The sequence below is a fragment of the Caldalkalibacillus mannanilyticus JCM 10596 genome (assembly GCF_000615945.1).
GTDB classification, from domain to species: Bacteria; Bacillota; Bacilli; order Caldalkalibacillales; family JCM-10596; genus Bacillus_AT; species Bacillus_AT mannanilyticus.
In genome coordinates this window covers 42,418-65,041 of the sequence record NZ_BAMO01000013.1, presented here as the reverse complement: position 1 = coordinate 65,041, position 22,624 = coordinate 42,418, and the positions used below count along the sequence as shown (strand labels likewise).

Sequence of the window (22,624 nt, the reverse complement as noted above, 5' to 3'; positions counted from 1 at the left end):
TCTCCTATTACCTTATTGGATTATGTACAGTAACTAGCTTCGTTCCATCAGGAAATGTTGCCTCTACTTGAATATCAGCGATCATTTCTGGAACACCTTCCATGACATCCTCTCTCGTTAAAATAGTAGTCCCATACTGCATTAACTGAGCGACGGTCTGCCCATCTCTTGCTCCTTCTAAAATTTCATATGTAATAATAGCCGTAGCTTCTGGATAGTTCAGCTTCAATCCCCTTTTTTGACGACGACGTGCTAAATCGGCAGCAACAACAATCAACAGCTTCTCCATCTCACGAGACGTTAGTTTCATCCCTTACCATCCTTTCTCCTCAAATGCAGTAGTTCTTTAGTCATACTTTCGATGGCTGACAAATTAGCCTTGCTCGGATTCTTTCTTTTCTTTGAAGTATTCAATCCATGGACGGATCGAGATAAACAAGCCTGCTGTTACTAACCAGCTATAAGCGAGATATGTCCACCCTTTAAAAAACGGCAAGCTATAGTTATACCCAGTTAAAAACATACTTCCTGGGAATACGAAGATAAATACAAAGGTTAAACCCAATGCCCAGCGTGTACACATCTTTGCATCTTTCATCAACTGTTTATCCTGCATAGTTATACAACCTTCCTTGACCTGTTTTCATCTCGTCATTCTCTTCATCAAAGCTTTTGAATTGATCTCTCATTGCTTCAAAATCGAATTCTTCTCTCGACATTAATGCATGACCTACTGAAATCAAACCACTCACTAAAAAGACCGTAATGTTTCCAAAGAGCATTGAATGTAATTGACCCAGTGACTCAACACTAATAGAACCGTACATAACATAAGCGTAAGTTAACCAAACCGTTACGCCAGAAATCATCCCTAATAAAGCACCGTAAAAACACCCTTGATTCGTTGTACGTTTCCAAAGTAAACCAAGCGTCAGCGGAATAACCGCGCCACTGACAAAGATCCCCATAGCCATATATACAAATCCCAAGCCAATCCCTATGTTGAAAAGTAAGATAGAGAAAATCCCCATCGCTAACCCAGAGCTTAATGTAACAATACGCGATATTTTTAAGGTTTGCTTACTGCTCGCTGTTGGGTTAATCGATTTACGGTAAATATCTGTAACAATAATATTCGTAATGGCTGTAAGCTCAGCAGCTCCTGTTGACATAACCGCCATAAATAACATCACTAAAAATAAAATAGATCCAACTGTACCAAGTAAATGAGCAGCCATGAGTGGTGCTGAGGCATCAGGGTCCCCAATATTTAATCCTAACCCTGCTGCTGTAACTCCTAAGAATGTTGCAATGGCAAATGGAATTGAAAACCAAGCAATCCCTCCATAAATATAAGCCTTTGACGCAGCACTGTCTTTACTGGCAATCGCACGCTGCCAGTATGACTGGTCAACGAATACCGTGCCAAAGTTACCGATAATATTGATCATTCCAAACAGCAAACCTGGAATTGAAGCCATTGTTAACATTTGTTGAGATTCAGGTAAAGCACGTAACCCTTCATAAACGGTTGTCACTCCAAATTTCATATATACAACTGTGGCAAAAGTGGTGAGAATGACAAAAATCATTACAGTATTTAAGTAGTCTGCGATGAACGACGCTTTTAAACCACCAATCATGGTATAAATCGTAAAGGTTAATGGAATTAAAAATGCTGCTATATAAATATTCATCCCTGTAAGTGAATTTAACGCAATCGCTCCACCAAGAATGACCATAGCTGTAACGATCGTGTTCGTCATCAAGGCAAAGACCATCATCAGTTTATGATTTTTTTTGTCAAAACGTTTTCCAATGAACTCCAAGAATGTATGAGCCTTTGGTGCTTTTCTTTTTAAATGAATCGCTACAATCGCAAACAATAATACTTGAATGCAAGCACCTGCAGCATACCAATAAGGTCCACTTATTCCATATTGAAAACCTGTTGATGAAGACATCATCAGTGTAGCCGCCCAAGTCCAAGCGGCTATAATCGAAGCACTCGCTAAACCGACACCAATGCTTCTGCCCGCCGTACTAAATTGTTCTGCTGTCATATCTGTCTTTCTACGACGCTGCATAATCATAGTAAGACTCGTAAAAAACACTCCAAAAAAGAGCAAAATAAGATATCCCGCACTGGCTGTTAACATGTTTCACTCCCCCATCTTTTATTTAATCCTTTACTAGTTAAAAGGTGTTTCTTTTTGCACTTTTAAAGCAATTCAGAACTAATAAATAATTTTTATGTTCAATGGGGTTAGTATACGAGTGATTCTTTGGCATTTCAGCCATTTTGTCAGGTTTTCTAACAAATTATTACAAAAAGCAAAGATGACCCGTTTGTCAGAAAATAAAGTATATAGAGATAGCTGATATAAAATGATATAATTCATTCATTATTACTTTTTTACTAGAGGTGACTATGGAACAAACCTATACATACCGCCAAAAAATAAGTCAATTTAGTAGAATTTTATTTCCGATCTTCGTCACTCAGCTAGGCTTATTTGCCATGAATTTTTTTGATGTAGTGATGTCTGGAAATGTAAGCCCTACTGATTTAGCTGGCGTCGCCATTGGAGCCAATCTATGGGTTCCTATTTTCGTGGGATTAAGTGGCATTTTAATGTCTATTACCCCTATTGTGTCGCAGCTTTTCGGAGCAAAAAAAGAGGAAAGTATACCCGATCGTGTTCTGCAAGGAATCTATGTTTCTCTTATGCTAGCCATCACCATTATGCTTCTTGGGGCTCTTGTTTTAGACCCAGTCTTAAACCATATGAATATTGAAGAAGATGTACGCTATATCGCTAAGGGCTATTTAGTTGCCTTACGTATGGGATCATCCCCTTATTCATTTATACTGTTTTACGCTGCTATATTGATGCCCTAGGGCATACTCGAATCACAATGTTTATTACACTAGCCACCATCCCTATTAATTTTTTCTTTAACTATATGCTGATTTTTGGTAAGGGAGGTTTTCCAGCTTTAGGGGGGATTGGTGCTGGCTATGCTACGTCGATCACATATTGGTTTATTACTGTTGTCACTATTTTTATTGTTGTTAAAAAAGAGCCTCTTGCTCAAAGTGCTATTTTTTCTCGTTTTTATCCTATAGCTCTGAAAAGATGGAAAGAGATTTTTCTCATTGGACTCCCTATTGGGCTCTCTATTTTTTTTGAGGTCAGTATTTTTTCGGCTGTCACCTTACTGATGAGTCAGTATGATACGATCACAATTGCTTCCCACCAAGCAGCCATTAACTTTGCTTCTTTCTTGTACATGATTCCTTTGAGCATCTCTATGGCCTTGACCATTATTGTAGGGTATGAAGTAGGAGCTAAACGTTATCTCGATGCTGCACAATATAGTAAGATTGGAATCATGACAGCCATTCTTTTTTCCGTTGGCTGTGCGATCTTCCTTTTTGTTTTTAGAATGGAGGTAGCCGGTCTGTATACAAAAGAAAAAGAGGTGCTCATCCTCACCTCTCAATTCTTAATATACGCTTTATTTTTCCAGTTATCGGATGCTATTGCCTCCCCCATCCAAGGAGTCCTTCGAGGATATAAGGATGTGAATGTTACATTTGTCATGGCATTGGTTTCTTATTGGGTGATTGGATTACCACTTGGTTATGTGTTAGCCAATTACACAAGTCTCCATGCTTTTGGCTATTGGGTCGGTCTCATAGCAGGTCTGGCGGCGGGGGCTATCTCCCTCTCCATTCGACTTGTCCATATTCAACGTAAGCACAAAAGAGTAGAGCAGTCTTAAGACCAAGGTCTGAGCCTGTTCTACCAAAAATCATTCTGATCGCCGAAGATTCCTCCTAATCATTTCGTTATGCTAAAGATAAGCACTAGAAACTATTGCCAACGTTAATGAATGAGGTGATCAGAATGAATCAACTTTTTAAGGATCAACGTCTCTATTTTATTCTTGCTTCTAACATGCTATCTTCTATCGGATCTGGAATCTCAATGATTGCCATACCATGGATGCTTATCTCTCGTGAGGATGGGTCAGTCATCTATGGCTATGTCACTTTAGCCCTCACGATTCTTATGTTCTTCATTACGCCTTCCATCGGTCTATTGATCGATCGTTTTTCTCGCAAAAACATCTTACATGTAGTTAATTTTTTTGGTTTCATTAGTTTAGTCTTCTTTGTGTATCTAGGTTATCGATTGGGAGATTACCCTATCTGGTATCTTATCAGCATCTATTCCATCGGCTCTCTCTACTACACAGTCTTCTACCCAACGATGTTTGCCTTTTGTCAGGAGATTTTTGATAAAAAACATTATAAATCAATCAATGGATTGCTGGAAATACAAAGCCAAGCATCCACGATCATGGCAGGTGCCTTAGCGAGTATATTGATAGGAAAAATTGATTTGATTTGGATTATCATCATGGATGCCTTCTCTTTTGGAGCTGCCTTTTTTATCTTACTCCTTGTTCCTTATTATCAAACGTTCGCTCCCTCTTCTACACGCCATTCCTTTTTCTATCAATTGGCTGAGGGATTCTTGTATATGAAGCAAGTACCTATGCTCTTTCTCTTTTTTATGGCATCCTTTCTCCCTTTTATCGGAGTTATGATGACAAACTATCTTTATCCCATCTATATTCATGAAGTTTTGGAAGCAGATGCGAGTGTGTATGGAGCCACCAGTATGATGTACTCTGTAGGGGCGACCCTTGCTGGTATTATTTTACCTCTTCTGCTACGAACCATGAATCAGTATGCCGCCATTATTCTGACTTTCACTAGCTACCTGATCGGTCTACTTTTTCTTTCTCTTATCCCTCTAGTCCCCATCTTTTTGCTGATGCAAATCTTAACTGGACTCGGGAATGCAGGAACAAGAGTAGTCCGCAACTCCATCATGATGGCTATGATCCCAACAGATAAAATGGGGAGAGTAAATAGTCTGTTTCAATTAATAGGATTGGCGATTCGAGTGGGAATGCTCTTGGTCTTTACTAATGCCCTTACTCTTATCGGTTCTGCCTATATGCTGGTTCTGCTATGCTTTCTCATATTCACAGCTTACATTGCCATGGTCATCAGTATCAAAAAAATGAATAGCGCAGTTTCCGCCTCGGTAACATAACTCGACACCCTAGATAAACATCCTATCTCTATATCCAATCGTTCTTTTCCCCAGATTCTAGACATACACTTTACAAAAATGAACCTGGGGGGGCAGAACATGAACGGAATCATTGTCTACAAGGAATCAAAAGAAATCATAGTTGGAGAAATGAAAGATATCCAAACAACGTTTACAAGCAGTCCTGAAAACGGACAAATAGAGCTTTATGAAAACCTGACTTTAAAAGAGATTCAACAACTCATGTGCATTTTGGAACCTTTTCACGAAATCGAACACGTGAAGATCATCAGCTACAAAAAATAAAGAAACTTTCCAGCTGATAGAGTTTCATTCTACTCTAGAGCCCTGTTCCTTTTTGAGCAAATGAATGCCCTTAATATATGTATCTAAGAGAATGGTAAAGCTTTGATCGAGGTCAAGGGGAAGTCCAAAGCCTCCCATCTGCTCGATGGACGTAAATCCATGTAAGATACTTCTAAGTCCACGAACCAAATGAAGAACAGTATCATGAGACAAATCGTATTCTCGCATCACGAGCACGACGAGTTCTACAATTTGATCCTGTGCCTGTTGCAGATTCGAATCCTCAGGCTCTGGGGCGCGAAAGGTTGCTTCATAAAGACCAGGGTGGCTTCTTACAAAGCAGAGGTAGGCTTCACTAATCTCTCGAATCGCCGTATCACCCGACCGACCTATGGCTGCCTTTTGCATCTGTTGATATAGCTTATTTAAGCCTTGGATGGCTAATGCCTGCTTTAGTCCATCTAGGCTTTTTACATGATTATATAGAGAGGGAGTTCGAACATTCAGTTCACTTGCAAGTATTCCGAGTGTTAACTTATCCACTCCATTCATATCGATGATTTCTGTTGCTTTACTGACGATACGATCTGCATCTAATCCCGCACGTGGTGACAAATCTTCATTCTCCTTTCATGACGGATCGAGTATACTTTCGTTCCGCCTCCATTATTGCCTTGAGCATAGCATTCTTAGGCTCTTCTAGCATCCTCCCATGCCCTACTGCTAGCAGCCGTGGTTCAAAATCCGCTAGTTTTTTGGCACTCTGTAACGCGATTTCTTTACTCCACGTTGCTAAAGCAGGAAAAGGAAACCAAGCCTTCAGCATTCCAGCTACAGCCATTCCTCCTCTGGTTTGAAAAGCGTCACCTGCTATCAAATGACGATCTCTTGTATCGAAGAGAGATACGGAACCCGGTGTATGACCTGGCGAGAAAATAACTTCTAGGGAACCAATACGTTCCCCCTCTCGAAGGAAGCAATCAGGGATTGTGCTGATCTTCTTCGGTATTCCTCCGCGAATAGGAGTATTTGGTTCTTCTGGTAAAAGTCTTCTCTCTCCTTTTAACAGCGCAGAATCTCTTTCCGAAATATACACCTGGATATGTGGATGGATTCTTTTGATTCTATCAAGGGCTCCAACATGATCCTCGTGGGCATGGGTGAGGATGATTCTAGTAATAGGCTTCCCCATACGCTCCGCTACATCAACAATCGATTTGGCACAGTAGGGCAATGCGGCATCAATTAGGGTGATTTCCCTTTCTTCCTCTACAAGGTAACAATTAACCGGAAAGAATCGAGGCATGAAAGACAGTTGAATGACCTTCCCTTTTTGACTCACTCTCATTTATATCACCACTCCCTAAAAACTAATTATATTTATAATTTAACTAATCTAATTAGTTTTTGCAACAAAAAGTTTTTTATCACGTTCTAACTGTCGGTAAGACTCCCTCCTCTATAGGAGAGAGATAACCGAAGCTAAGAAGCCGATAAGGGCGACTAACCATCAGGTGGAGTAAAAACTCCATCTGATGGAAGTCTACTTTATACTTTTCGTAAATCTAAATATTTTTGTTGAAATTAGATCTCCTCTGGATCTATAATGTCTTTATTACACATTTTTCTAATAAAAGAGGGATCTAAGTGAAAATAGCCTCCAAGCAATATACATATGGAATTTGGGTTACTGCACTCGCTTATATTATATGGGGTTTTTTACCCCTCTATTGGAAACATCTAGATCACGTGCTTTCCTTCGAAATTCTTGCCCATCGTATTCTTTGGTCACTTGTCTTTGTCACCATCTTTTTGTTTCTCCTGATTAAAATAGAGCATGTTTGGAGTGATATTAAGAAACTATTTACCCATCCTAAACAGCTTCTAGCCATGCTAAGTGCGAGCTTATTAATTAGCCTGAACTGGGTGGTTTATATCTGGGCTGTCAATTCTAATCACATAGTAGAAACAAGCTTAGGATATTATATCAATCCACTTATAAGTGTCTTACTTGGCGTCCTTGTTCTTCGTGAAAGGCTCTCGTTCTGGCAGACCGTTTCTTTTGTTATAGCTGCCATAGGGGTTACTATTCTGACCGTTTCCTTTGGGAAAATACCGTGGGTAGCATTTGCTCTAGCTTTTAGTTTTGCTATTTATGGTTTAATCAAAAAGGTAACAAGCTTTAATCCTTAATGGGTTTAGCCTTCGAAACTCTATTTGTGACCCCCATCGCCCTCCTCTATGTTGGATACCTGCATTATCAGGGGCTGGGCTCGTTTGGAACTGTTTCTATTACGACAACGCTCCTTCTTATTGGGGCTGGCATTGTGACAGCATTGCCCTTATTGCTTTTTGCCAAGGGAGCTAAATCCATTCCTATGTCGATGATTGGGTTTTTACAATATATTGCCCCTTCTATTGGCTTAGTCCTTGGTGTCTTTCTCTACAAAGAGCCCTTCACCACCACTCATTTCATCACGTTCACTCTGATCTGGACTGCCTTGCTTATCTTCTCTGTAGCCAAGACTAAACCAATGATAGAGCTGGATGCCAAGCTTTTCAGGAAAAAAAATGTGAGTGTCTAAGAAATAACATCATTAAGAAAAGCCATCGGATGAAGAAATATTCTTCCGATGCTTTCTTATAGTAACATATTTGCTCTCTCTATTTTATAGCTTAAATGAACTCTTCAGGGATACGATACGGTTAAATACAGGCTTTTCTTCTGTTGTTAAGACTGGGTCTGCATTAAAGTATCCATGTCTAAAAAATTGATACTTATCCTGTCCTTGAACCCCTTTCATATTGGGTTCTACATAGCCCTGTAAAACCTCTAGAGAATGAGGATTTAGATAGTCTAGGAACGTCTTTCCTTCTTCTATCTCTTCATCTTCTATTAAAGGCTCATATAAGCGAAACTCTGCTGAAACTGCTTGACTCGCTTCAACCCAGTGAATCGTCCCCTTCACTTTTCTTCCAGTAAATCCGGAGCCGCTCTTCGTTTCTGGATCGTAAGTGCAATGGATTTCTAGGATATTTCCAGATTCGTCTTTGATCACATCATGACATTTAATAAAGTACGCATGCTTCAAACGCACTTCATTCCCTGGATAAAGCCGGAAATATTTCGGCGGAGGATTCTCCATAAAATCATCTTGTTCGATATAGATCTCTCTAGAGAATGGGATTTGTCTATGTCCCATTTCTTCATTCTCAGGGTTAATTTCTGCCTCAAGCATCTCTACTTGATTTTCTGGATAATTGGTGATCACCACTTTTAGCGGATGAACAACACCCATCGTCCGTGGAGCTTTTAATTTCAAATCCTCACGAATAAAGTGCTCTAGCATTTGTACATCGACAGCTCCTCTTCCCTTCGTCACTCCAATTTCTCGGCAAAATTGGCGGATCGATTCAGGGGTATATCCTCTGCGTCTTAAACCAGAAATCGTGGGGAGACGTGGATCATCCCAGCCATCCACTCTTTTTTCATCCACAAGCTGTTTAAGGAATCTTTTACTCATTACCGTGTTGGTTAAGTTCAGTCTGCCAAACTCGATTTGTTGAGGCTGACATTCCATTTCACACTCTGCAATGACCCAATTATACAACGGACGGTGCTCTTCAAATTCCAATGTACATAAAGAATGCGTAATTCCTTCAATAGCATCCTCTAATGGATGAGCAAAGTCATACATAGGGTAGATACACCATTGATCTCCAGTGTTATGATGAGTCGCGTGAGCAATTCGATACAACACAGGATCTCTCAGCGTCAGATTCGGTGACGCCATGTCTATTTTAGCTCTTAAGACCTTCTCTCCATCCTTAAATTGACCTTCTCTCATTTCTTGAAAAAGAGCTAGATTCTCTTCCACAGAGCGGGTACGGTAGGGACTATCCTTCCCTGGTTCAGTTAGTGTACCTCTGTATTCTCTAATTTCATCAGCTGACAAATCATCAACATAAGCAAGCCCCTTCTGAATCAAGAGAACTGCTTTTTCATACATTTCTTCAAAATAATCTGAAGCGAAAAACAATCCGTCCCATTCGTAACCTAACCATTTCACATCTTCTTTAATGGACTCTACATATTCTATATCTTCTTTTAATGGGTTCGTGTCATCAAATCTTAAATTGGTCTTCCCCTGAAATTCATCGGCAATATCAAAATTGAGAACGATTGATTTGGCATGTCCAATATGTAAGTATCCATTAGGCTCTGGAGGAAAGCGAGTGATGATTTGCTTATGTTTTCCACTATTCAAATCATCTATGATCTTATTTCTAATAAAGTTAGATGCTGCATTATTATTTTCCATGTACTACTCAACCTTTCTTCCCTTCTTAGTCATCTATAGATAGACATTTAATAGTAGTTATACCATAAAAACAAATGTTTTTCTATGCCTATCTATGAAGCCTTCTTTCCATCATTCATGAAGGAAGCTTATCTACCTCTCAAACAAGGAAAGATATTCGCCATACCCTTCTTCTTTCAACTGATCCTTGGGGATAAATCGTAGAGCAGCAGAATTAATACAATAGCGCAGCCCAGTAGGACCAGGACCATCATTAAAGACATGCCCCAAATGGGAATCTCCAAATTTACTGCGTACTTCGGTTCGAATCATAAAATGACTCAGGTCCTGTTTCTCTTTGATCTGTGACTCGTGCAACGGTTTTGTAAAACTAGGCCAACCACATCCAGAATCAAACTTCTCGAGAGAGCTAAACAGGGGTTCCCCAGAAACAACATCCACATAGATCCCCTCTTCCTTATGATCCCAAAAATCGTTCTGAAAGGGAGGCTCTGTCCCATTATTTTGAGTTACTTCATATTGAATAGGAGTTAATAACTCTTGCAGTTCACTCGTATTTTTATGTAATTTCCAAGAGTTCTCAGTAAATACTTCTCTTCCCGAGCCCACTTTGTAACGCTTGTAATGGAAGGGGTTCTTCTTATAATAATGTTGATGATATTCCTCAGCAGGATAAAAAGGCTTTGCCGGAATAATCTCAGTAACAATCGGCTTCTGAAAGGGACCGTTTTCAGCAAGCTCTTTCTTAGAGGCTTCTGCTTTGATTCTTTGCTCTTCATTATGGTAGAAAATAGCAGTACGATAGGAGTCACCACGATCATGAAATTGCCCGCTTGGATCTGTTGGGTCAATTTGTTTCCAAAACATGTCCAGTAACTTTTCATAAGGAAAAACGGAAGGATCAAAAGTAATTTGAACAGCTTCATAGTGACCAGTAGTTTCTGAGCATACCTCTTCATAGGTTGGATTCTCTTTAAACCCACCGGTATAGCCAGATTCAACTTACTATACCTGGCAACTCATCAAAAGGCTGCACCATACACCAAAAGCATCCGCCAGCAAAAGTGGCAAGCTCTAGATTCATTTCTTGTGACATGCTCTTCACTCCTTACAGAATCTATAATTTATCATTCTTCCCCATCAGAATGTGAAAAAACCCTGACTATTCAATAGACAGGGTTGAATTATCATACCATTGATCTAATACTTTCGCATCTAGAACCTTCTTTTCAATATATTCTGCTTGTTTTTCTGTGAAAGCGTGTTTCCACTCAAGTTCTAATTCCTGTGCTAATCGAACAACGGTTAACACTTCCTGCCATGCTACATAACGTTTATACCAAAAAAATTGAGGTTGCTCACTCATGTAGGGATATAAATCGTCAAATTCAGTGTGTTTACAATCAATTGTGCGTTCAAAATGTACTTTCGCCTGCTCCAACTTCTCTTTAAAGAACGTATTCAAGTGTTCAATGTTCTGATTTTGGCTCATTTGGATGCTCCCCCATTAATATAAGGTCAAATAATGATTGGATATAGCCTCATTATAGCATACAGCTCGACTATAGGTTGTCCAAATCACAAAAAACTGTTTCATGAAAGATCAAAATAAAGTACGGTCCTGTGTGTAGCTCTTCCCTATCTTCTGCTTCAGCCTGTCGATCCTTCTCATAAATTCTTCACGCGTGTCTGTATGACAGCTTTTTCTTAGCACCCTCCCTCTTGATCTCCACTCCTGAAATGCTGTTTCTGCATAGTATAATGACTTTTCATAATCTTTATAAACATGCTCATACAACTTAGCCAGTTCGATATTCACTTCAATATTTTTTAAAGTTGAAGCCGCAATTTCTTCCCAATAGCCACGGGCGAGATCATATTCTTTTCTTTTTTTGTGAAGCTTCGCCAATTCATGCTTGGCAATCCACTCATAGCTACCTTTGCTTTTCATGGCTTGCTGGAGAAAAGGGAGGGCTCGCTCTGCTTCCCCTAGCGCTTCAAACCAGCGTCCAATTTCCAGATACTCTTTTTGAGATAGAGAGCCTTCTGCTAACGACAGCAATTGTAGGGATAGATGAATGTATAATGTGACTAACGAGCATACATCCCATTCGTTATGTTGGAAAATCCCCTCTAATGGTGTGACATCTAGCTCTGCAAATATTCAAAATAAAGGAGCGGAGCCAGATGTCCCGGAGTATCTCCTTCACGAATAAATCCTAATTTATGCTCCTCTACGATTCCTAAACGACAGGAAGGAAGCTCTTCCTTCCAAAGTCGTCGAGAGGCATGTAATAAATCAAAGTGCCCAAACTGAGGGAGCGGGGGAAGTTCGTTTCGTTGTAAAGTATGCCGTGTTTTTACTTGAGGCCAATCAAAGGCTTTGCCATTGTAACTCACGATATTCTTACTCTCTTTATTATCCTCAAGAAATTGCCTATAGAACAGAACCTCTGAAGCGGGACCTGGCAAAAAAAGTTGAGTGACCTGTAGGTGCTCCTTGACCACCTTGGCATAGCCTAACATAAAGATGGTATTTCCCGCTCCTCCGCCTAATCCAGTTGTTTCAGTATCGAAAAACAAGAGGTCGCTTGGCTGAAGAGTATGAGCTGACAGTGGATGAGTTAGAGCTTGCTTGTTCCATTGCTCCATAACCTCGTATAGTCGCTCAAATGCATAATAGCCATGTTTTTGGTGAAGGGGAAAGAATCGATCTCGCCGAAAAATCACCTCATCCCCTACCTTAATAGGTTCACTCCCTATTTCTCTCCATTTCTCCAAATCACCAAACTCTTGGTTTTCTTGACGATTCAAGGACAAAAAATGAGGCTCTTTTTCTTTCGTTTTGGGCAATGAAGACTTCTCTGGGAGGATATGTGACTTCATTCGATTTAATTTTCCTTTAAGAGTCAAGACCATCACCTTCACCTTGCATAGAAGATAAAAGAAGGAGAGAAAGCTCCTTACTATTCATTGAACCATCCCCAGATGTACCGATGCATGAGGGACATCCCTCCTGACAGGGACATCGACGAATTACCTGTTCAACCTCTCGAATGATGGTTGTAAAGTCGTGAAAAACCTGTTCACTTAAACCGATCCCGCCAGGATATCGGTCATAGAGAAAAATCGTCGGCTGAGCAGAATGAATCGCTTTAATTTGTGGAACCACATGCACATCACGTGGGTCGCACATAACAAATAAGGGGACGACATGTGCTAACACATGAGCTATACCCGTTAAGCCTGCTAACATATTTTCTCTTCCAATACGCTCCTCAAACCCTGCAGCCATACTGATCCAAGTAGAGGAAGTGTGCATCTCTTCTTCAGGTAAGTGAATGGGACCCGAGCCAATATTCTCATGGGTTTCGAATCTGATCTTCTTAAAAATCGTAGCCATCGCATTAACTGTAACCTCACCGAAGGAAAGCGTTGTTTCATCTACTTGCCGCTCCAAATCCACCTCTAATACCTTTAATTGTACCGCTAGATTGGCATCGGTATAATAATCGACCTCCACTTGTCTGACAAATGCCTTTTTCTCTTCATAATCTAGTTTCTCTACCTGATATTGAACTCCTTGATGCAGATATATGGCTTCATCATGAAGTAAGGTTAGCGAGCTGAACCGATCCATTTCTCCGATAACTTTGACATTGGCTTGATCGGTGTAGTCAATAATAACTACATTCTCTTGAGAAGCAGAGCGAAGTGAAATATTATGGGCGGGAAAGGAATCATTCATCCAATACCATTTCCCTCTTTGATAGTGCACTATTTGTTCCTCTGTTAAAAAAGATAAAATTTCTTCGATCTCCACGTTCCCAAAGGTTTCACTTTCCGAAAAAGGAAGTTCATAAGCCGCACATTTGATATGATCGACTAAAATAATAAGATTGTTAGGTGAAATCCGGGCATGTTCTGGACTGCGATGCAGAAAATAATCAGGGTGTTGGATGATGTACTGGTCTAAGGGACTTGAACTGGCGATCATAAAAATAAGCGATTCATCTTGTCTTCGTCCTGCTCTCCCTGCCTGTTGCCACGTACTGGCAATGGAGCCTGGATATCCTGTTATCACGCAAGCTTGAAGTTGCCCGATGTCCACTCCCAGCTCTAAAGCATTTGTACTAATCACTCCCATGATCCTTCCTTCTCGTAAACCCTGCTCAATCTCCCTTCTCTCCTTAGGTAGATAGCCACCTCGATAGCCACGAATAGATTTAGGTCCTAACTCTTTCTGCACTAATTGCTGCAAGTAGTTCAATAAGATTTCAACTCGGACTCGACTGCGAGCAAAGACGATGGTTTGGATTCCATTGCTTAATAGCTCAGCCGCTACTTTTCGAGCCTCTAACGTCGCGCTTCGGCGAATGTTCAGCGGCTTATTTATGATCGGAGGATTATAAAAAACCAAATGCTTGGTTCCCCGAGGAGCACCATTGTTATCTATTAACGTCACTTTTTGTTCAAGCAACTCTTCAGCCAGTTCCTGTGGGTTGGCAATCGTAGCAGAAGTACAAATAAATCGGGGACGGCTTCCGTAGTAATGGCATATTCTCTGTAATCTTCTAAGTACATTGGCTACATGACTGCCAAAAACCCCTCGATACATATGTAGTTCATCTATAATAACAAATTCTAAATTCTCAAATAGAGAAACCCATTTCGTATGATGTGGCAAGATCGCTGAATGCAGCATATCGGGATTTGTGATCACAATATGTCCAGCCTGTCGTACCACCTGACGGATATTTGCCGGAGTATCTCCGTCATAGGTATAGCTTTTTATCTCTAGCCCAATCTCATTGATCAACTCATTCATTTCGCTTTTTTGATCTTGTGCCAAGGCTTTCGTTGGAAAGATATAGAGAGAACGGCTTGAAGGGTTCTCCACAATGGATTGTAAGACTGGTAAGTTGTAGCAGAGGGTTTTTCCAGAAGCTGTTGGAGTAATGGCCACGATATGTTCCTTCTTTTGCATCACAGCACGATAAGCAGAAGCCTGATGACTATACAACGACGTTACTCCTTTTTTAGCTAACGCTCCCTTGATTCTAAAATCAATCGTTTCGGGAAACTCCTCTGTCCTCGCTGCTTGGGCAGGAATAGTATGCCAATATTCAATTTGGTTCCTATACTCCTCATGGTTTTGAAATACTTGTATTAGCTCGTTCATCTTTTTCTTTATTCTCATTGCTTTTCCCTCCAATCGCCTCAATCCTCCCCTTATTTTACCGAATAAACGTTCGATTCGCAAAGCTTTTCTAGACTGAATCTTTCCACACTAAGTAAATCTGAGATTTTAATTAGGGATGAATAACTTCCTTCTTTCCCACTAAAAATAGGGTTAGGTGATATTAGAAGGGAGATCAAACAGCAATGAATAAAAAATCCAGAGTACTTCTCTCCAAATTGTTGCTTATTTTTGGGCTGATTGTCAGCAGTCTTATTCTTCAACCAAACGTAGCTCAAGGCTACTCCAATAAACCCATCCATTGGGGTTTTTCTAAAAGCAAGAATCAGCAGCCTCCATCCGCTGGAAAGGAATATGATCAGCTCCTGGAAAGATACGGTGGCTTTTATATTGGAGATACCAAAAAGAAAAACATCTACCTCACCTTTGACAACGGGTATGAAAATGGCTACACAGCAAAAATATTAGATATTTTGAAAGAAAAAAAAGTACCCGCTATTTTTTTCATTACGGGGCATTATCTGAAGGATCAGCCAGACTTAGTTAAACGTATGGTCCATGAAGGACATCTAGTAGGAAATCACTCCTGGCATCATCCAGACCTAACCAGAGTGGATGACCAGCGTCTAAAAGAAGAGCTCAATAAAGTCAATGATGAGTTTCAAAAGCTTACTGGCGCTCCCCCAATGACCTATCTCCGTGCACCTAGAGGAATTTTCAGTGAACGAACCTTAGCCCTTTCAGAAGAGCTGGGTTATCACAATGTTTTCTGGTCCTTAGCCTTTAAGGACTGGTTAGTTGATCAGCAAAAAGGATGGAAATATGCTTACGATCATATCACTTCACAGATCCATCCTGGAGCGATTCTCCTTCTCCATACCGTTTCAAAGGACAACGCAGATGCACTAGGCCAAGTAATTGATGACCTTCGCAAGCAAGGGTACCAATTCAAAAGCTTGGATGATCTCATGATGGAGAAGAGATTTGATGACCCCCACCTATTTCAATCGTTATAACTAGCAGACAAAAAAAGAAAAGAGAAGGGTTAAACATAGAGGCGATGGATCATCCTCATTGTTTGTACCTTCTCTTTCTTACTTCATCAATAAATTCTTTTGGCTCCCATATAATACTTAGACCAATAGCTATTATTTAAATCATAGCTCCAAATACCTCTGGAAGATGTAGCTGAGATAAATTGATTGTTTCCAGCATAAAATCCAACATGAGAGATCACACCTGGCTCATTCACCGCATAAAAAACTAAATCCCCTGGCTGAAGCTGTCCATGTGAAATAGGTTGTCCCATTCTATACAGCATTTCTGATGTGGTTCTGGTCATTTGTACACCATGTTTATTGAACATATAATGAACAAACCCAGAACAATCAAAGCCGGCTGGGGTTGATCCTCCCCATAGATAAGGAACTCCTGTGTATGAAAAAGTATCTCTAACAAGCTGCCTTTTGACAACAGCCTTTTGAATTTCATTAACGGTATTCTGATCTGCTACCCCTGTAACGGACAATTGATAGGCTCTCTGAAAATCACGAACAGACTGTGCCGTAATTTCACCAAAATAGCCCGTAATAGTCGGGTGTTTAAAGTAACCTAAGGTCTGTAACTGTCGCTGAAGATTCTCTACCGCTCCACCGGTGGACCCTATGGTTAATGCTACTGGAGGAGTTGGAGCCGTCTGGGCAATTGGAATCATAAGTACTTGTCCAATCATAAGGGTATCACTCGTTAGTTTATTTGCCTGTCTAAGTTGATCAACCGTTACTCCAAATCTTCTCCCTATGAGAAACAAGGAATCTCCAGCCACTACTGTATAGCGCGTCATGGAGGGTTGCTCAGCCGGAGCCGTAAGACGAAGGGTTTGACCCACAAAAATCATATCTCCTGTCAGTTGATTGATTCGCTTTAATTCATCGACAGTCATTCCAAAGCGTTTCGCTATCAAAAATAAAGAATCTCCTGGTACAACAACATAGGTTTGTGACTGCTGGGCGGATGCCACACTTGTTTCAGCCATCAAAGGAAAAGCTGTTATTAAGATCGTTCCTAACAGAACTTTAACCATGTTCACTTTTAAATTAGGTAACCTTTCAAGAACATATCTTCTTGCTTGTCCCTCGATTTCCTCTAGCTCTTCAGGCTTATCCTCCAGTTGTTTTCCTAACTCAGAACCCATCTCTAACATTGGTTCTTCTATAAATAAATAAGCAATATAACCATCTGTAGTCAGTTCAATGGAATGGTTCCTGATGACACTCATTGTTCTTTCAACCTCCTCATATTTACTCTCTCCCTAGAGAAGGAATATTATGTTCAGAGAACAAAGAAGCTTGCAACTCTATTTCGTTGCAAGCGTGATTTTAAAGCTTTTTATGATTTTGGGAACATCTTTATTGATCATATGAGAAAGCATTTTAAATTCAAACAAATCTCTTCGGTAATCACTCTGATCCTTTCGCAAAAACTCTTCTGGCGGCTCAAGTGGAGTCAAGTATGAATATACTTTACCTTCCCGATAAGCTATAAATTGGTAAGGTGAATCTTGAAACTGCCTGAGCCACTTTTCTTTTGTCATATGAAAAATATACAGGTCAAAAATGGTTGTACTCTTCTTTCCTCTAATGGGTTTACGATATCTTAATTTAAAACTATAGTTCATAATCTTTCTTTTGGAGTCGTAGGACGACTCGATAAAAGCATATCGTTTCCACCAAAGAGGGATATCCATTCTAAAATGAAAAGCCTTACTTCTTAATCTAAGAAACATCTTCCTTCTGCTCATGTTTTTCCCCTCCAATCAGCCTACTCTTAGCTTATTCTTCCTTCCATTAATAAGTGAATGGCATATACAGGAGGGGGCAAGCATAAAGTAGACTTCCATCAGATGTTTCACCTGATGGTTAGTCGCCCTTATCAGGTTCTTAGCGTCGGTTAGTGGGAATTTTACCGACGGTTAGAACGTGATAAAATTTGTAATAAACTCATGCTAATAACTCAAACAAGGCAGGCTCAATAAGATTGGTGTCAATAGGAGTAACACACGCAGGGTCATCCCATCCATATTGCCATCCCCATACCCTTACCTCACACGGCGGTCTTTGAGGGTTAAATGCCGGTGCCTCCGCCTTTTTGGTTACGCCGGGTCTACGTTGATTTGACCACATGATCGTTTGCTCACGCACCTTAGGATCAGTGGCTACGGCTTGGCAATAACTTGGAGACAGATCACCTTGTGTTGGATCTCCATAAATCCCAGGTCTATAATCACTAGGATAGAATGTGTTCACCCAAGCATTGATCCACGAAGCATCAATATTATGTTCCAAATTGGCAAAAATCATGGTTCCTGTGGGAAGGTTAAGACGCTTGGCATGATAGATGGCATTTCTTGCAGCTACCACTCCGCTTCGATATCCTACTGCATTCCGATCTTGATTATAAATAGGCCAAATCTTGACTCCTTTTTCTTTAAGAAATTGAATCTCATCAACTGTTAAACCATCCGATACATTGGGAACAGTGGTTAGATACCTGCCCCAAAACGAAGGAAAACCAAATTGTTCGACAAGACAATTATAAAAATCCGAAGTCACTCTGGCAGCTGAATCAACTCCCCAAATTTGACTCACTACACATCCCCTCTCTTCCGAATATTAATAAAAAAATGAACCCTGTCAGCGATAGTCTATGTTCTTTCGCGCCATAGGTTCATTGGTTTATAAATTTAAATTCCGGTGAGAGGGGATTAAAAGGGATTACATGAAGATTTTAGTTTCAAAATTAGCATCACTAAGTATTTTTACTAAATGCTCTATAGGTGTTCTTGCTACTTCACGATACACCTTTCTTGTGTAGAGATGTTTTGCGTTTGGCAATTCTCTTTTTAGCTGTTTTCTTAATTTGTTGCCTGCTTCGTCTGCATCTACAAGAATGTATACTTCTTCCTCTTCTAAAGGAAGAATCAGCTCTTCGATCTTCTCCTCACTTAACGTTCCATACGTACAGATAATCGTAACAGGTTCGTCTAAAAGCTCTTCAAGCCTTTTCTTATCAGTCTTACCTTCAACTATAAGATATTTCATCGTAATATAAAGTCCTCATTCCATTCAAGTCGATTTCGTTTTTTCTTAACGGCGATACCTCATATCATTTAGCTTGAGTAGGTATTCCATTCGCTTTTCTTTTGAGCTCTCTATATTTTTCAATAGCTGTAGGACTTTCAACTCCATCTTAGATAACGTTAAAAAAAGGTTTTCCTTATGCTTTTCTTGATCTTTTTGAGATAAAATGACATACGTGTGTATTAAAGAAGGAAGATCCTGTCTCACCATTCTTTTGAGGACATGCCTTTCTTCAATATCCAACAGTTGAAAATCAGGAGCAATTTGCTTTAATTGGATGACCAAGCTCTCGATTCGATCCTCAATCACTTTTTCTATTTTTAGATGATGCTTCTGATGTTGGACAAAACGTTGTACCTCCACAAGTAAATCATCCTTTTGCATTCCATTCTTCTGCGGAAGAAGGGGAACCCCTTGTGTAGGCAGCTCTACTTTTTTGTTAGGATCAATTAATTTGTTTAACAATGTATCATCTAAAAGATTAATTTTGTAGAAGATGGATTGAAATAGAGGAGATTTACGAACGCTTCTCATCTGTGTACGTCCATTGATTCGGTACCAGATAAAATACATCGTACATTTCCCTTGTCCCTCTTTCTCCTTTACATATTTCCGATAACACTCTATAATAATTCTCTTTTTTATCGATGCAGAAGAGCGATGAGTATCGGCAAAATGTAGCCAGATCTTCTTCCGATTGATTTTTAGAGTGATTTGAAATTCTGTACTATGCTTGGTAAAGGTCTTACGATAACGCAAGACAGAAGAAGGCTGTTCAATCATCTCATCTAATAATTGTTCTGTACGCTGAATCAAGCTGATCGTTGCTTGATCATAGATGATTTGATCATCTAGCTGACGATAACGATCTGGAACCATCTTTTCAAGAACAGGATTTGCCAATAATAAATCTATAAATGACATTCTACTATCCCCCCTTCCACCACAATTGCTTCACATGCTGACTTCTTCTTTATCCTTCATTTAATGCTTTTTTTTCTGTCATTCCCAAGTATCTTTGCTGAATTTGTTGGTTCATCTCATCTAATTCTGCAATTACTTTCTTCCCATTCATCACGATACGCTCATTTGATTCTTCTGTTAATTGTATTGCTCTGAATACATCATCATATGCTTTTCTGAAGGACTCCAGTGCAATGGCTGGTTCTTCCAACGTTTTTATTGTTTCTTCTGTATTAGAACGTAGTAGCTGCGCATTGGTTAGAAGCATTTCTTCCGTTGCTTTGTTCACATTTTGCACTGCACCAATCACTTTCTTTTGGTTTCCTAAGGCAATCTGGATCGAAGCTGTTACCGTAATAATGTTCTTTGTCATCGTGATCGCATTAAAAATAGCCTCTTCTAGTTTTTCATTATTTTCAATGATTAAATCCACGGATTGAATAGATTGTTGTAGTACCATCACTGCTTGAGTCATGTTTTGTACTCTGCCAACAACCTTTTGCATTCCTTTTTGTAAAGGTAGCGGATTATCTCTCCACTTTTCTGCTGTCATTTCCTCTTCAAGCATTCCCATAAGCTCTTTTCCAATGCTTTTTTGTTCCTCTAATTCCGCAATACGCTCATGAGCTACCTGTTTCAGTTCTTGAAGCATCAAGTTATCTTCCTGTATTTTATCTTTTCCAGTCAATAATCCCCCAATAATGAGTTCAACCTGAGATTCAACCGTTTGATATTTTTGAAAGTATTTATCCATTGAGTTACGGCGGAACAGCTTGTTAAATATAGAGGCTATTTTACCCTCCTGCAAAGAACTAGGGTCTAGCTCTGCTACTATTTCACGCAGCTTCCCTAAGGACTCAGGAAGAGAATTATTATCTTGGTTCATCATTTCTTTAACAGGTCTTTTTAGCGCTTCTAAAGATTCCCCTGCCCTTTTTTGAGCTTGTTCACCAAGGGAACCCAAGGAATCTAATACATGATCCACTTTTTCACTCTTATTAAATTCTTTAAACATTTCTTCTGCTTTTGATCTGAATTCACCATTCGTTTCAATTTGTTCTTGATTCTCATTTGCCTTCGTCATCCTGCATCACTCCCTATTATCCGACAATTTCTACTATATATTATAAGCTATACGATCCATTTGGTAAAAGGTTTCATTATTCACAAAGCTCATTTAAATATTAGAAGCTTGTTCTTAACACAAAAGAGCTAGGTGAATGTCAACATGACTTCTCACATAGCCCTTATATGTTATCATTTATTACTATCCAGTATCTTAAGGTGATCTGGTTATTGTTTCGTCAATTTTTCTTGTGCCATTCGTACCATTTCACGAACCATCTTTCCTCCAATATTTCCTCCCACTTTTCCCACTTGCTTCGCTGTAAGATTTCCATTATACCCCTTTTCCAAAGGGACACCAAGCCCTTTTGCTACCTCGTACTTTACTCCCTCTGGCTTCTTAGCAATAATCCCTTCATTGTACATGACCTGAAGCTTTAATTGATCCAATGCCTTCCTTGACTCTGGAACTAATAATTTCCCTCTTCTTTTAGTCAAAGCAATCCTTCCTTTCCATATCAAGAGTCATTATGATTAGGTTTTGTTACTCTCTCTAGAAGTATTCTTGAAAAATTCAGAGGTACGAGTTATGATATTCTCATCCACACTAAACATTTAGTATTTTAATTTTAGTATAAAGGAGAGATTCAATGTGACACGTGCGATGGTCCTAGGACTGCTCAAAAAATATGGATCTATGTCAGGATATGAAATACAACAAATGATGGAATCTGCCCAAACCGACCAATGGGCCTATGTCAAACCCGCTTCCATCTACCATGCTCTAAAGAAGTTGCAGGCTGAAGGAAAAGTCGTATTAGAAAAAGTGGAGCAAACAGGTCTAAGAACGAGTTCGATCTTTAACATTACTGAGGAAGGCAAACAAGAGCTACACCAATTGCTCGTACAGTCATTAGCTGATTCATCCGTTGTTTTTCCTGCTACGCTATATACAGCACTCACCTTTCTAGAGAATCTAGATGATGATGAAGCCATCACTGCTTTAGAAGAACAAAAAAAACAAGTCACAGAGCTCTATCACCGCATGAAGCTCAGTTTAGAAATAAAAACAGAGGCATTGGGCTCTTTGCCAGCAACAGTAGAACTGATCTTTCAAAACATGTTTGATCAATATGAGCTACAGCTTAAGTACATAGATAACATCTTACAAGTGATCAGGGAAAGAAACGAAAAAAAATAACAAAGGGAGGCTCTTATTCTCATGAAAATCGACCATCTAGTTGTAAATATAGATCCCCATTTCCAAGAGGATACAGATTTTATCAATCAAGTCCACCATACTGGACTTCCCTATGAACCAAAATGGGGAAAAGGAACGAAAGGCTTCAAGGTGTCAAATATATGGATTGGAGATGAATACTTCGAGCTTGTCAGAATCAAATCAAAGGATGGTGGCGGCTGGATCCCGCAGTGGACAGCTAAATATAATGAAGGGCATAGAGGCTCATCGGTTTTTGCTTAGAGGTAAATGAT

22 protein-coding genes and 3 pseudogenes are annotated in these 22,624 nt (G+C 39.7%); 7 read left to right on the top strand and 18 right to left on the bottom strand.

Annotated elements, in window-relative coordinates; all coding sequences use genetic code 11:
• Positions 1–7: 7 nt before the first annotated feature.
• The 3 genes from JCM10596_RS09325 to JCM10596_RS09315 form a co-directional block, all read right to left on the bottom strand.
• Complete coding sequence (locus JCM10596_RS09325; RefSeq protein WP_025026899.1) at positions 8–310, bottom strand: urease subunit gamma; 303 nt, start codon at positions 308–310, stop codon at positions 8–10.
• A gap of 63 nt (positions 311–373) precedes the next feature.
• A complete protein-coding gene (locus tag JCM10596_RS09320) occupies positions 374–598 on the bottom strand; it encodes a hypothetical protein (RefSeq protein ID WP_234410459.1) in 225 nt (74 codons plus the stop codon).
• Positions 599–605: 7 nt separating this feature from the next.
• Positions 606–2,159, bottom strand: coding sequence for a sodium:solute symporter family protein (locus JCM10596_RS09315; RefSeq protein ID WP_025026897.1), 1,554 nt, complete (start codon positions 2,157–2,159; stop codon positions 606–608).
• Positions 2,160–2,431: 272 nt separating this feature from the next.
• Here JCM10596_RS09315 and JCM10596_RS24730 point away from each other — a divergent pair.
• The 3 genes and pseudogenes from JCM10596_RS24730 to JCM10596_RS09300 all read left to right on the top strand — a co-directional run bounded on the left by JCM10596_RS24730 (position 2,432) and on the right by JCM10596_RS09300 (position 5,441).
• Positions 2,432–3,789, top strand: a pseudogene (locus JCM10596_RS24730) (MATE family efflux transporter).
• A 125-nt stretch (positions 3,790–3,914) separates the two neighbouring features.
• On the top strand, positions 3,915–5,135 hold the full coding sequence (locus JCM10596_RS09305) for an MFS transporter (protein ID WP_025026896.1): 1,221 nt from the start codon (positions 3,915–3,917) through the stop codon (positions 5,133–5,135).
• A 99-nt stretch (positions 5,136–5,234) separates the two neighbouring features.
• Positions 5,235–5,441 (top strand): hypothetical protein, encoded by a 207-nt coding sequence (locus JCM10596_RS09300; RefSeq protein ID WP_025026895.1) that lies wholly within the window; start codon positions 5,235–5,237, stop codon positions 5,439–5,441.
• Positions 5,442–5,465: 24 nt separating this feature from the next.
• Here JCM10596_RS09300 and JCM10596_RS09295 read toward each other — a convergent pair whose 3' ends face one another.
• Together JCM10596_RS09295 and JCM10596_RS09290 are read right to left on the bottom strand one after the other, a co-directional pair.
• Positions 5,466–6,056, bottom strand: coding sequence for a TetR/AcrR family transcriptional regulator (locus tag JCM10596_RS09295; RefSeq protein ID WP_025026894.1), 591 nt, complete (start codon positions 6,054–6,056; stop codon positions 5,466–5,468).
• 4 nt (positions 6,057–6,060) lie between these two features.
• Positions 6,061–6,789 (bottom strand): MBL fold metallo-hydrolase, encoded by a 729-nt coding sequence (locus tag JCM10596_RS09290; RefSeq protein WP_025026893.1) that lies wholly within the window; start codon positions 6,787–6,789, stop codon positions 6,061–6,063.
• Positions 6,790–7,088: 299 nt separating this feature from the next.
• Here JCM10596_RS09290 and rarD point away from each other — a divergent pair.
• Positions 7,089–8,026 (top strand): annotated as a pseudogene (rarD, locus tag JCM10596_RS24725) (EamA family transporter RarD).
• An 84-nt stretch (positions 8,027–8,110) separates the two neighbouring features.
• Here rarD and JCM10596_RS09280 read toward each other — a convergent pair.
• The 6 genes and pseudogenes from JCM10596_RS09280 to JCM10596_RS09260 form a co-directional block, all read right to left on the bottom strand.
• Entirely contained in the window at positions 8,111–9,763 is a 1,653-nt protein-coding gene (locus JCM10596_RS09280; RefSeq protein WP_025026892.1) for a glutamine--tRNA ligase/YqeY domain fusion protein, read from the bottom strand.
• A gap of 132 nt (positions 9,764–9,895) precedes the next feature.
• Positions 9,896–10,859, bottom strand: a pseudogene (msrA, locus tag JCM10596_RS24720) (peptide-methionine (S)-S-oxide reductase MsrA).
• A gap of 66 nt (positions 10,860–10,925) precedes the next feature.
• Positions 10,926–11,255, bottom strand: a complete 330-nt coding sequence (locus JCM10596_RS09270; protein ID WP_025026891.1) for a hypothetical protein — start codon at positions 11,253–11,255, stop codon at positions 10,926–10,928.
• Between the two features lie 111 nt (positions 11,256–11,366).
• Positions 11,367–11,825: a tetratricopeptide repeat protein gene (locus JCM10596_RS27695; RefSeq protein WP_051541249.1), complete on the bottom strand. Its 459-nt coding sequence runs from the start codon at positions 11,823–11,825 to the stop codon at positions 11,367–11,369.
• An 86-nt stretch (positions 11,826–11,911) separates the two neighbouring features.
• A complete protein-coding gene (locus JCM10596_RS27690) occupies positions 11,912–12,649 on the bottom strand; it encodes a ribonuclease H-like domain-containing protein (RefSeq protein WP_159102337.1) in 738 nt (245 codons plus the stop codon).
• Between the two features lie 16 nt (positions 12,650–12,665).
• A complete protein-coding gene (locus JCM10596_RS09260; protein WP_025026890.1) occupies positions 12,666–14,963 on the bottom strand; it encodes a DEAD/DEAH box helicase in 2,298 nt (765 codons plus the stop codon).
• A gap of 185 nt (positions 14,964–15,148) precedes the next feature.
• Here JCM10596_RS09260 and pdaA point away from each other — a divergent pair, with 185 nt between their 5' ends.
• Positions 15,149–15,979 carry a delta-lactam-biosynthetic de-N-acetylase gene (gene pdaA, locus JCM10596_RS09255; RefSeq protein WP_025026889.1) on the top strand — a complete coding sequence of 277 codons (831 nt, stop codon included), beginning with the start codon at positions 15,149–15,151 and terminating at the stop codon, positions 15,977–15,979.
• Between the two features lie 86 nt (positions 15,980–16,065).
• Here the strand turns inward: pdaA and JCM10596_RS27685 are convergent, their stop codons facing one another.
• From JCM10596_RS27685 to JCM10596_RS09220, 7 genes are all read right to left on the bottom strand, one after another.
• Positions 16,066–17,241: a C40 family peptidase gene (locus JCM10596_RS27685; protein ID WP_025026888.1), complete on the bottom strand. Its 1,176-nt coding sequence runs from the start codon at positions 17,239–17,241 to the stop codon at positions 16,066–16,068.
• A 78-nt stretch (positions 17,242–17,319) separates the two neighbouring features.
• Positions 17,320–17,763 carry a hypothetical protein gene (locus JCM10596_RS27680; RefSeq protein WP_025026887.1) on the bottom strand — a complete coding sequence of 148 codons (444 nt, stop codon included), beginning with the start codon at positions 17,761–17,763 and terminating at the stop codon, positions 17,320–17,322.
• A gap of 199 nt (positions 17,764–17,962) precedes the next feature.
• Positions 17,963–18,601, bottom strand: a complete 639-nt coding sequence (locus tag JCM10596_RS09240) for a glycoside hydrolase domain-containing protein (protein WP_034681020.1) — start codon at positions 18,599–18,601, stop codon at positions 17,963–17,965.
• Between the two features lie 135 nt (positions 18,602–18,736).
• The gene (locus JCM10596_RS09235) at positions 18,737–19,063 is read right to left on the bottom strand and encodes a toprim domain-containing protein (protein WP_025026885.1); all 327 of its coding nucleotides are present in this window, start codon (positions 19,061–19,063) and stop codon (positions 18,737–18,739) included.
• Positions 19,064–19,108: 45 nt separating this feature from the next.
• The gene (locus JCM10596_RS09230; RefSeq protein WP_025026884.1) at positions 19,109–20,026 is read right to left on the bottom strand and encodes a hypothetical protein; all 918 of its coding nucleotides are present in this window, start codon (positions 20,024–20,026) and stop codon (positions 19,109–19,111) included.
• A 49-nt stretch (positions 20,027–20,075) separates the two neighbouring features.
• Positions 20,076–21,149, bottom strand: coding sequence for a toxic anion resistance protein (locus tag JCM10596_RS09225; protein ID WP_025026883.1), 1,074 nt, complete (start codon positions 21,147–21,149; stop codon positions 20,076–20,078).
• Positions 21,150–21,358: 209 nt separating this feature from the next.
• A complete protein-coding gene (locus tag JCM10596_RS09220; RefSeq protein WP_025026882.1) occupies positions 21,359–21,628 on the bottom strand; it encodes an alpha/beta-type small acid-soluble spore protein in 270 nt (89 codons plus the stop codon).
• A 154-nt stretch (positions 21,629–21,782) separates the two neighbouring features.
• Here JCM10596_RS09220 and JCM10596_RS09215 point away from each other — a divergent pair, with 154 nt between their 5' ends.
• Both JCM10596_RS09215 and JCM10596_RS30160 read left to right on the top strand, forming a co-directional pair.
• A complete protein-coding gene (locus tag JCM10596_RS09215; protein ID WP_025026881.1) occupies positions 21,783–22,331 on the top strand; it encodes a PadR family transcriptional regulator in 549 nt (182 codons plus the stop codon).
• Between the two features lie 21 nt (positions 22,332–22,352).
• Entirely contained in the window at positions 22,353–22,613 is a 261-nt protein-coding gene (locus JCM10596_RS30160; protein ID WP_234410458.1) for a hypothetical protein, read from the top strand.
• Positions 22,614–22,624: the final 11 nt, after the last annotated feature.

Excerpts from the sequence above, each read along its gene's own strand:
- JCM10596_RS09290 (WP_025026893.1), bottom strand. The coding sequence starts at position 6,789 with ATGAGAGTGAGTCAAAAAGGGAAGGTCATTCAACTGTCTTTCATGCCT.
- JCM10596_RS09305 (WP_025026896.1), top strand. The coding sequence starts at position 3,915 with ATGAATCAACTTTTTAAGGATCAACGTCTCTATTTTATTCTTGCTTCT.
- JCM10596_RS27685 (WP_025026888.1), bottom strand. The coding sequence starts at position 17,241 with ATGAGTGTCATCAGGAACCATTCCATTGAACTGACTACAGATGGTTAT.
- JCM10596_RS09280 (WP_025026892.1), bottom strand. The coding sequence starts at position 9,763 with ATGGAAAATAATAATGCAGCATCTAACTTTATTAGAAATAAGATCATA.
- JCM10596_RS09300 (WP_025026895.1), top strand. The coding sequence starts at position 5,235 with ATGAACGGAATCATTGTCTACAAGGAATCAAAAGAAATCATAGTTGGA.
- JCM10596_RS09325 (WP_025026899.1), bottom strand. The coding sequence starts at position 310 with ATGAAACTAACGTCTCGTGAGATGGAGAAGCTGTTGATTGTTGTTGCT.
- JCM10596_RS09270 (WP_025026891.1), bottom strand. The coding sequence starts at position 11,255 with ATGAGCCAAAATCAGAACATTGAACACTTGAATACGTTCTTTAAAGAG.
- pdaA (WP_025026889.1), top strand. The coding sequence starts at position 15,149 with ATGAATAAAAAATCCAGAGTACTTCTCTCCAAATTGTTGCTTATTTTT.
- JCM10596_RS27690 (WP_159102337.1), bottom strand. The coding sequence starts at position 12,649 with ATGAAGTCACATATCCTCCCAGAGAAGTCTTCATTGCCCAAAACGAAA.
- JCM10596_RS09315 (WP_025026897.1), bottom strand. The coding sequence starts at position 2,159 with ATGTTAACAGCCAGTGCGGGATATCTTATTTTGCTCTTTTTTGGAGTG.
- JCM10596_RS09225 (WP_025026883.1), bottom strand. The coding sequence starts at position 21,149 with ATGACGAAGGCAAATGAGAATCAAGAACAAATTGAAACGAATGGTGAA.
- JCM10596_RS27680 (WP_025026887.1), bottom strand. The coding sequence starts at position 17,763 with ATGAGCAGAAGGAAGATGTTTCTTAGATTAAGAAGTAAGGCTTTTCAT.
- JCM10596_RS30160 (WP_234410458.1), top strand. The coding sequence starts at position 22,353 with ATGAAAATCGACCATCTAGTTGTAAATATAGATCCCCATTTCCAAGAG.
- JCM10596_RS09260 (WP_025026890.1), bottom strand. The coding sequence starts at position 14,963 with ATGAGAATAAAGAAAAAGATGAACGAGCTAATACAAGTATTTCAAAAC.
- JCM10596_RS09235 (WP_025026885.1), bottom strand. The coding sequence starts at position 19,063 with ATGAAATATCTTATAGTTGAAGGTAAGACTGATAAGAAAAGGCTTGAA.
- JCM10596_RS09230 (WP_025026884.1), bottom strand. The coding sequence starts at position 20,026 with ATGTCATTTATAGATTTATTATTGGCAAATCCTGTTCTTGAAAAGATG.
- JCM10596_RS09320 (WP_234410459.1), bottom strand. The coding sequence starts at position 598 with ATGAAAGATGCAAAGATGTGTACACGCTGGGCATTGGGTTTAACCTTT.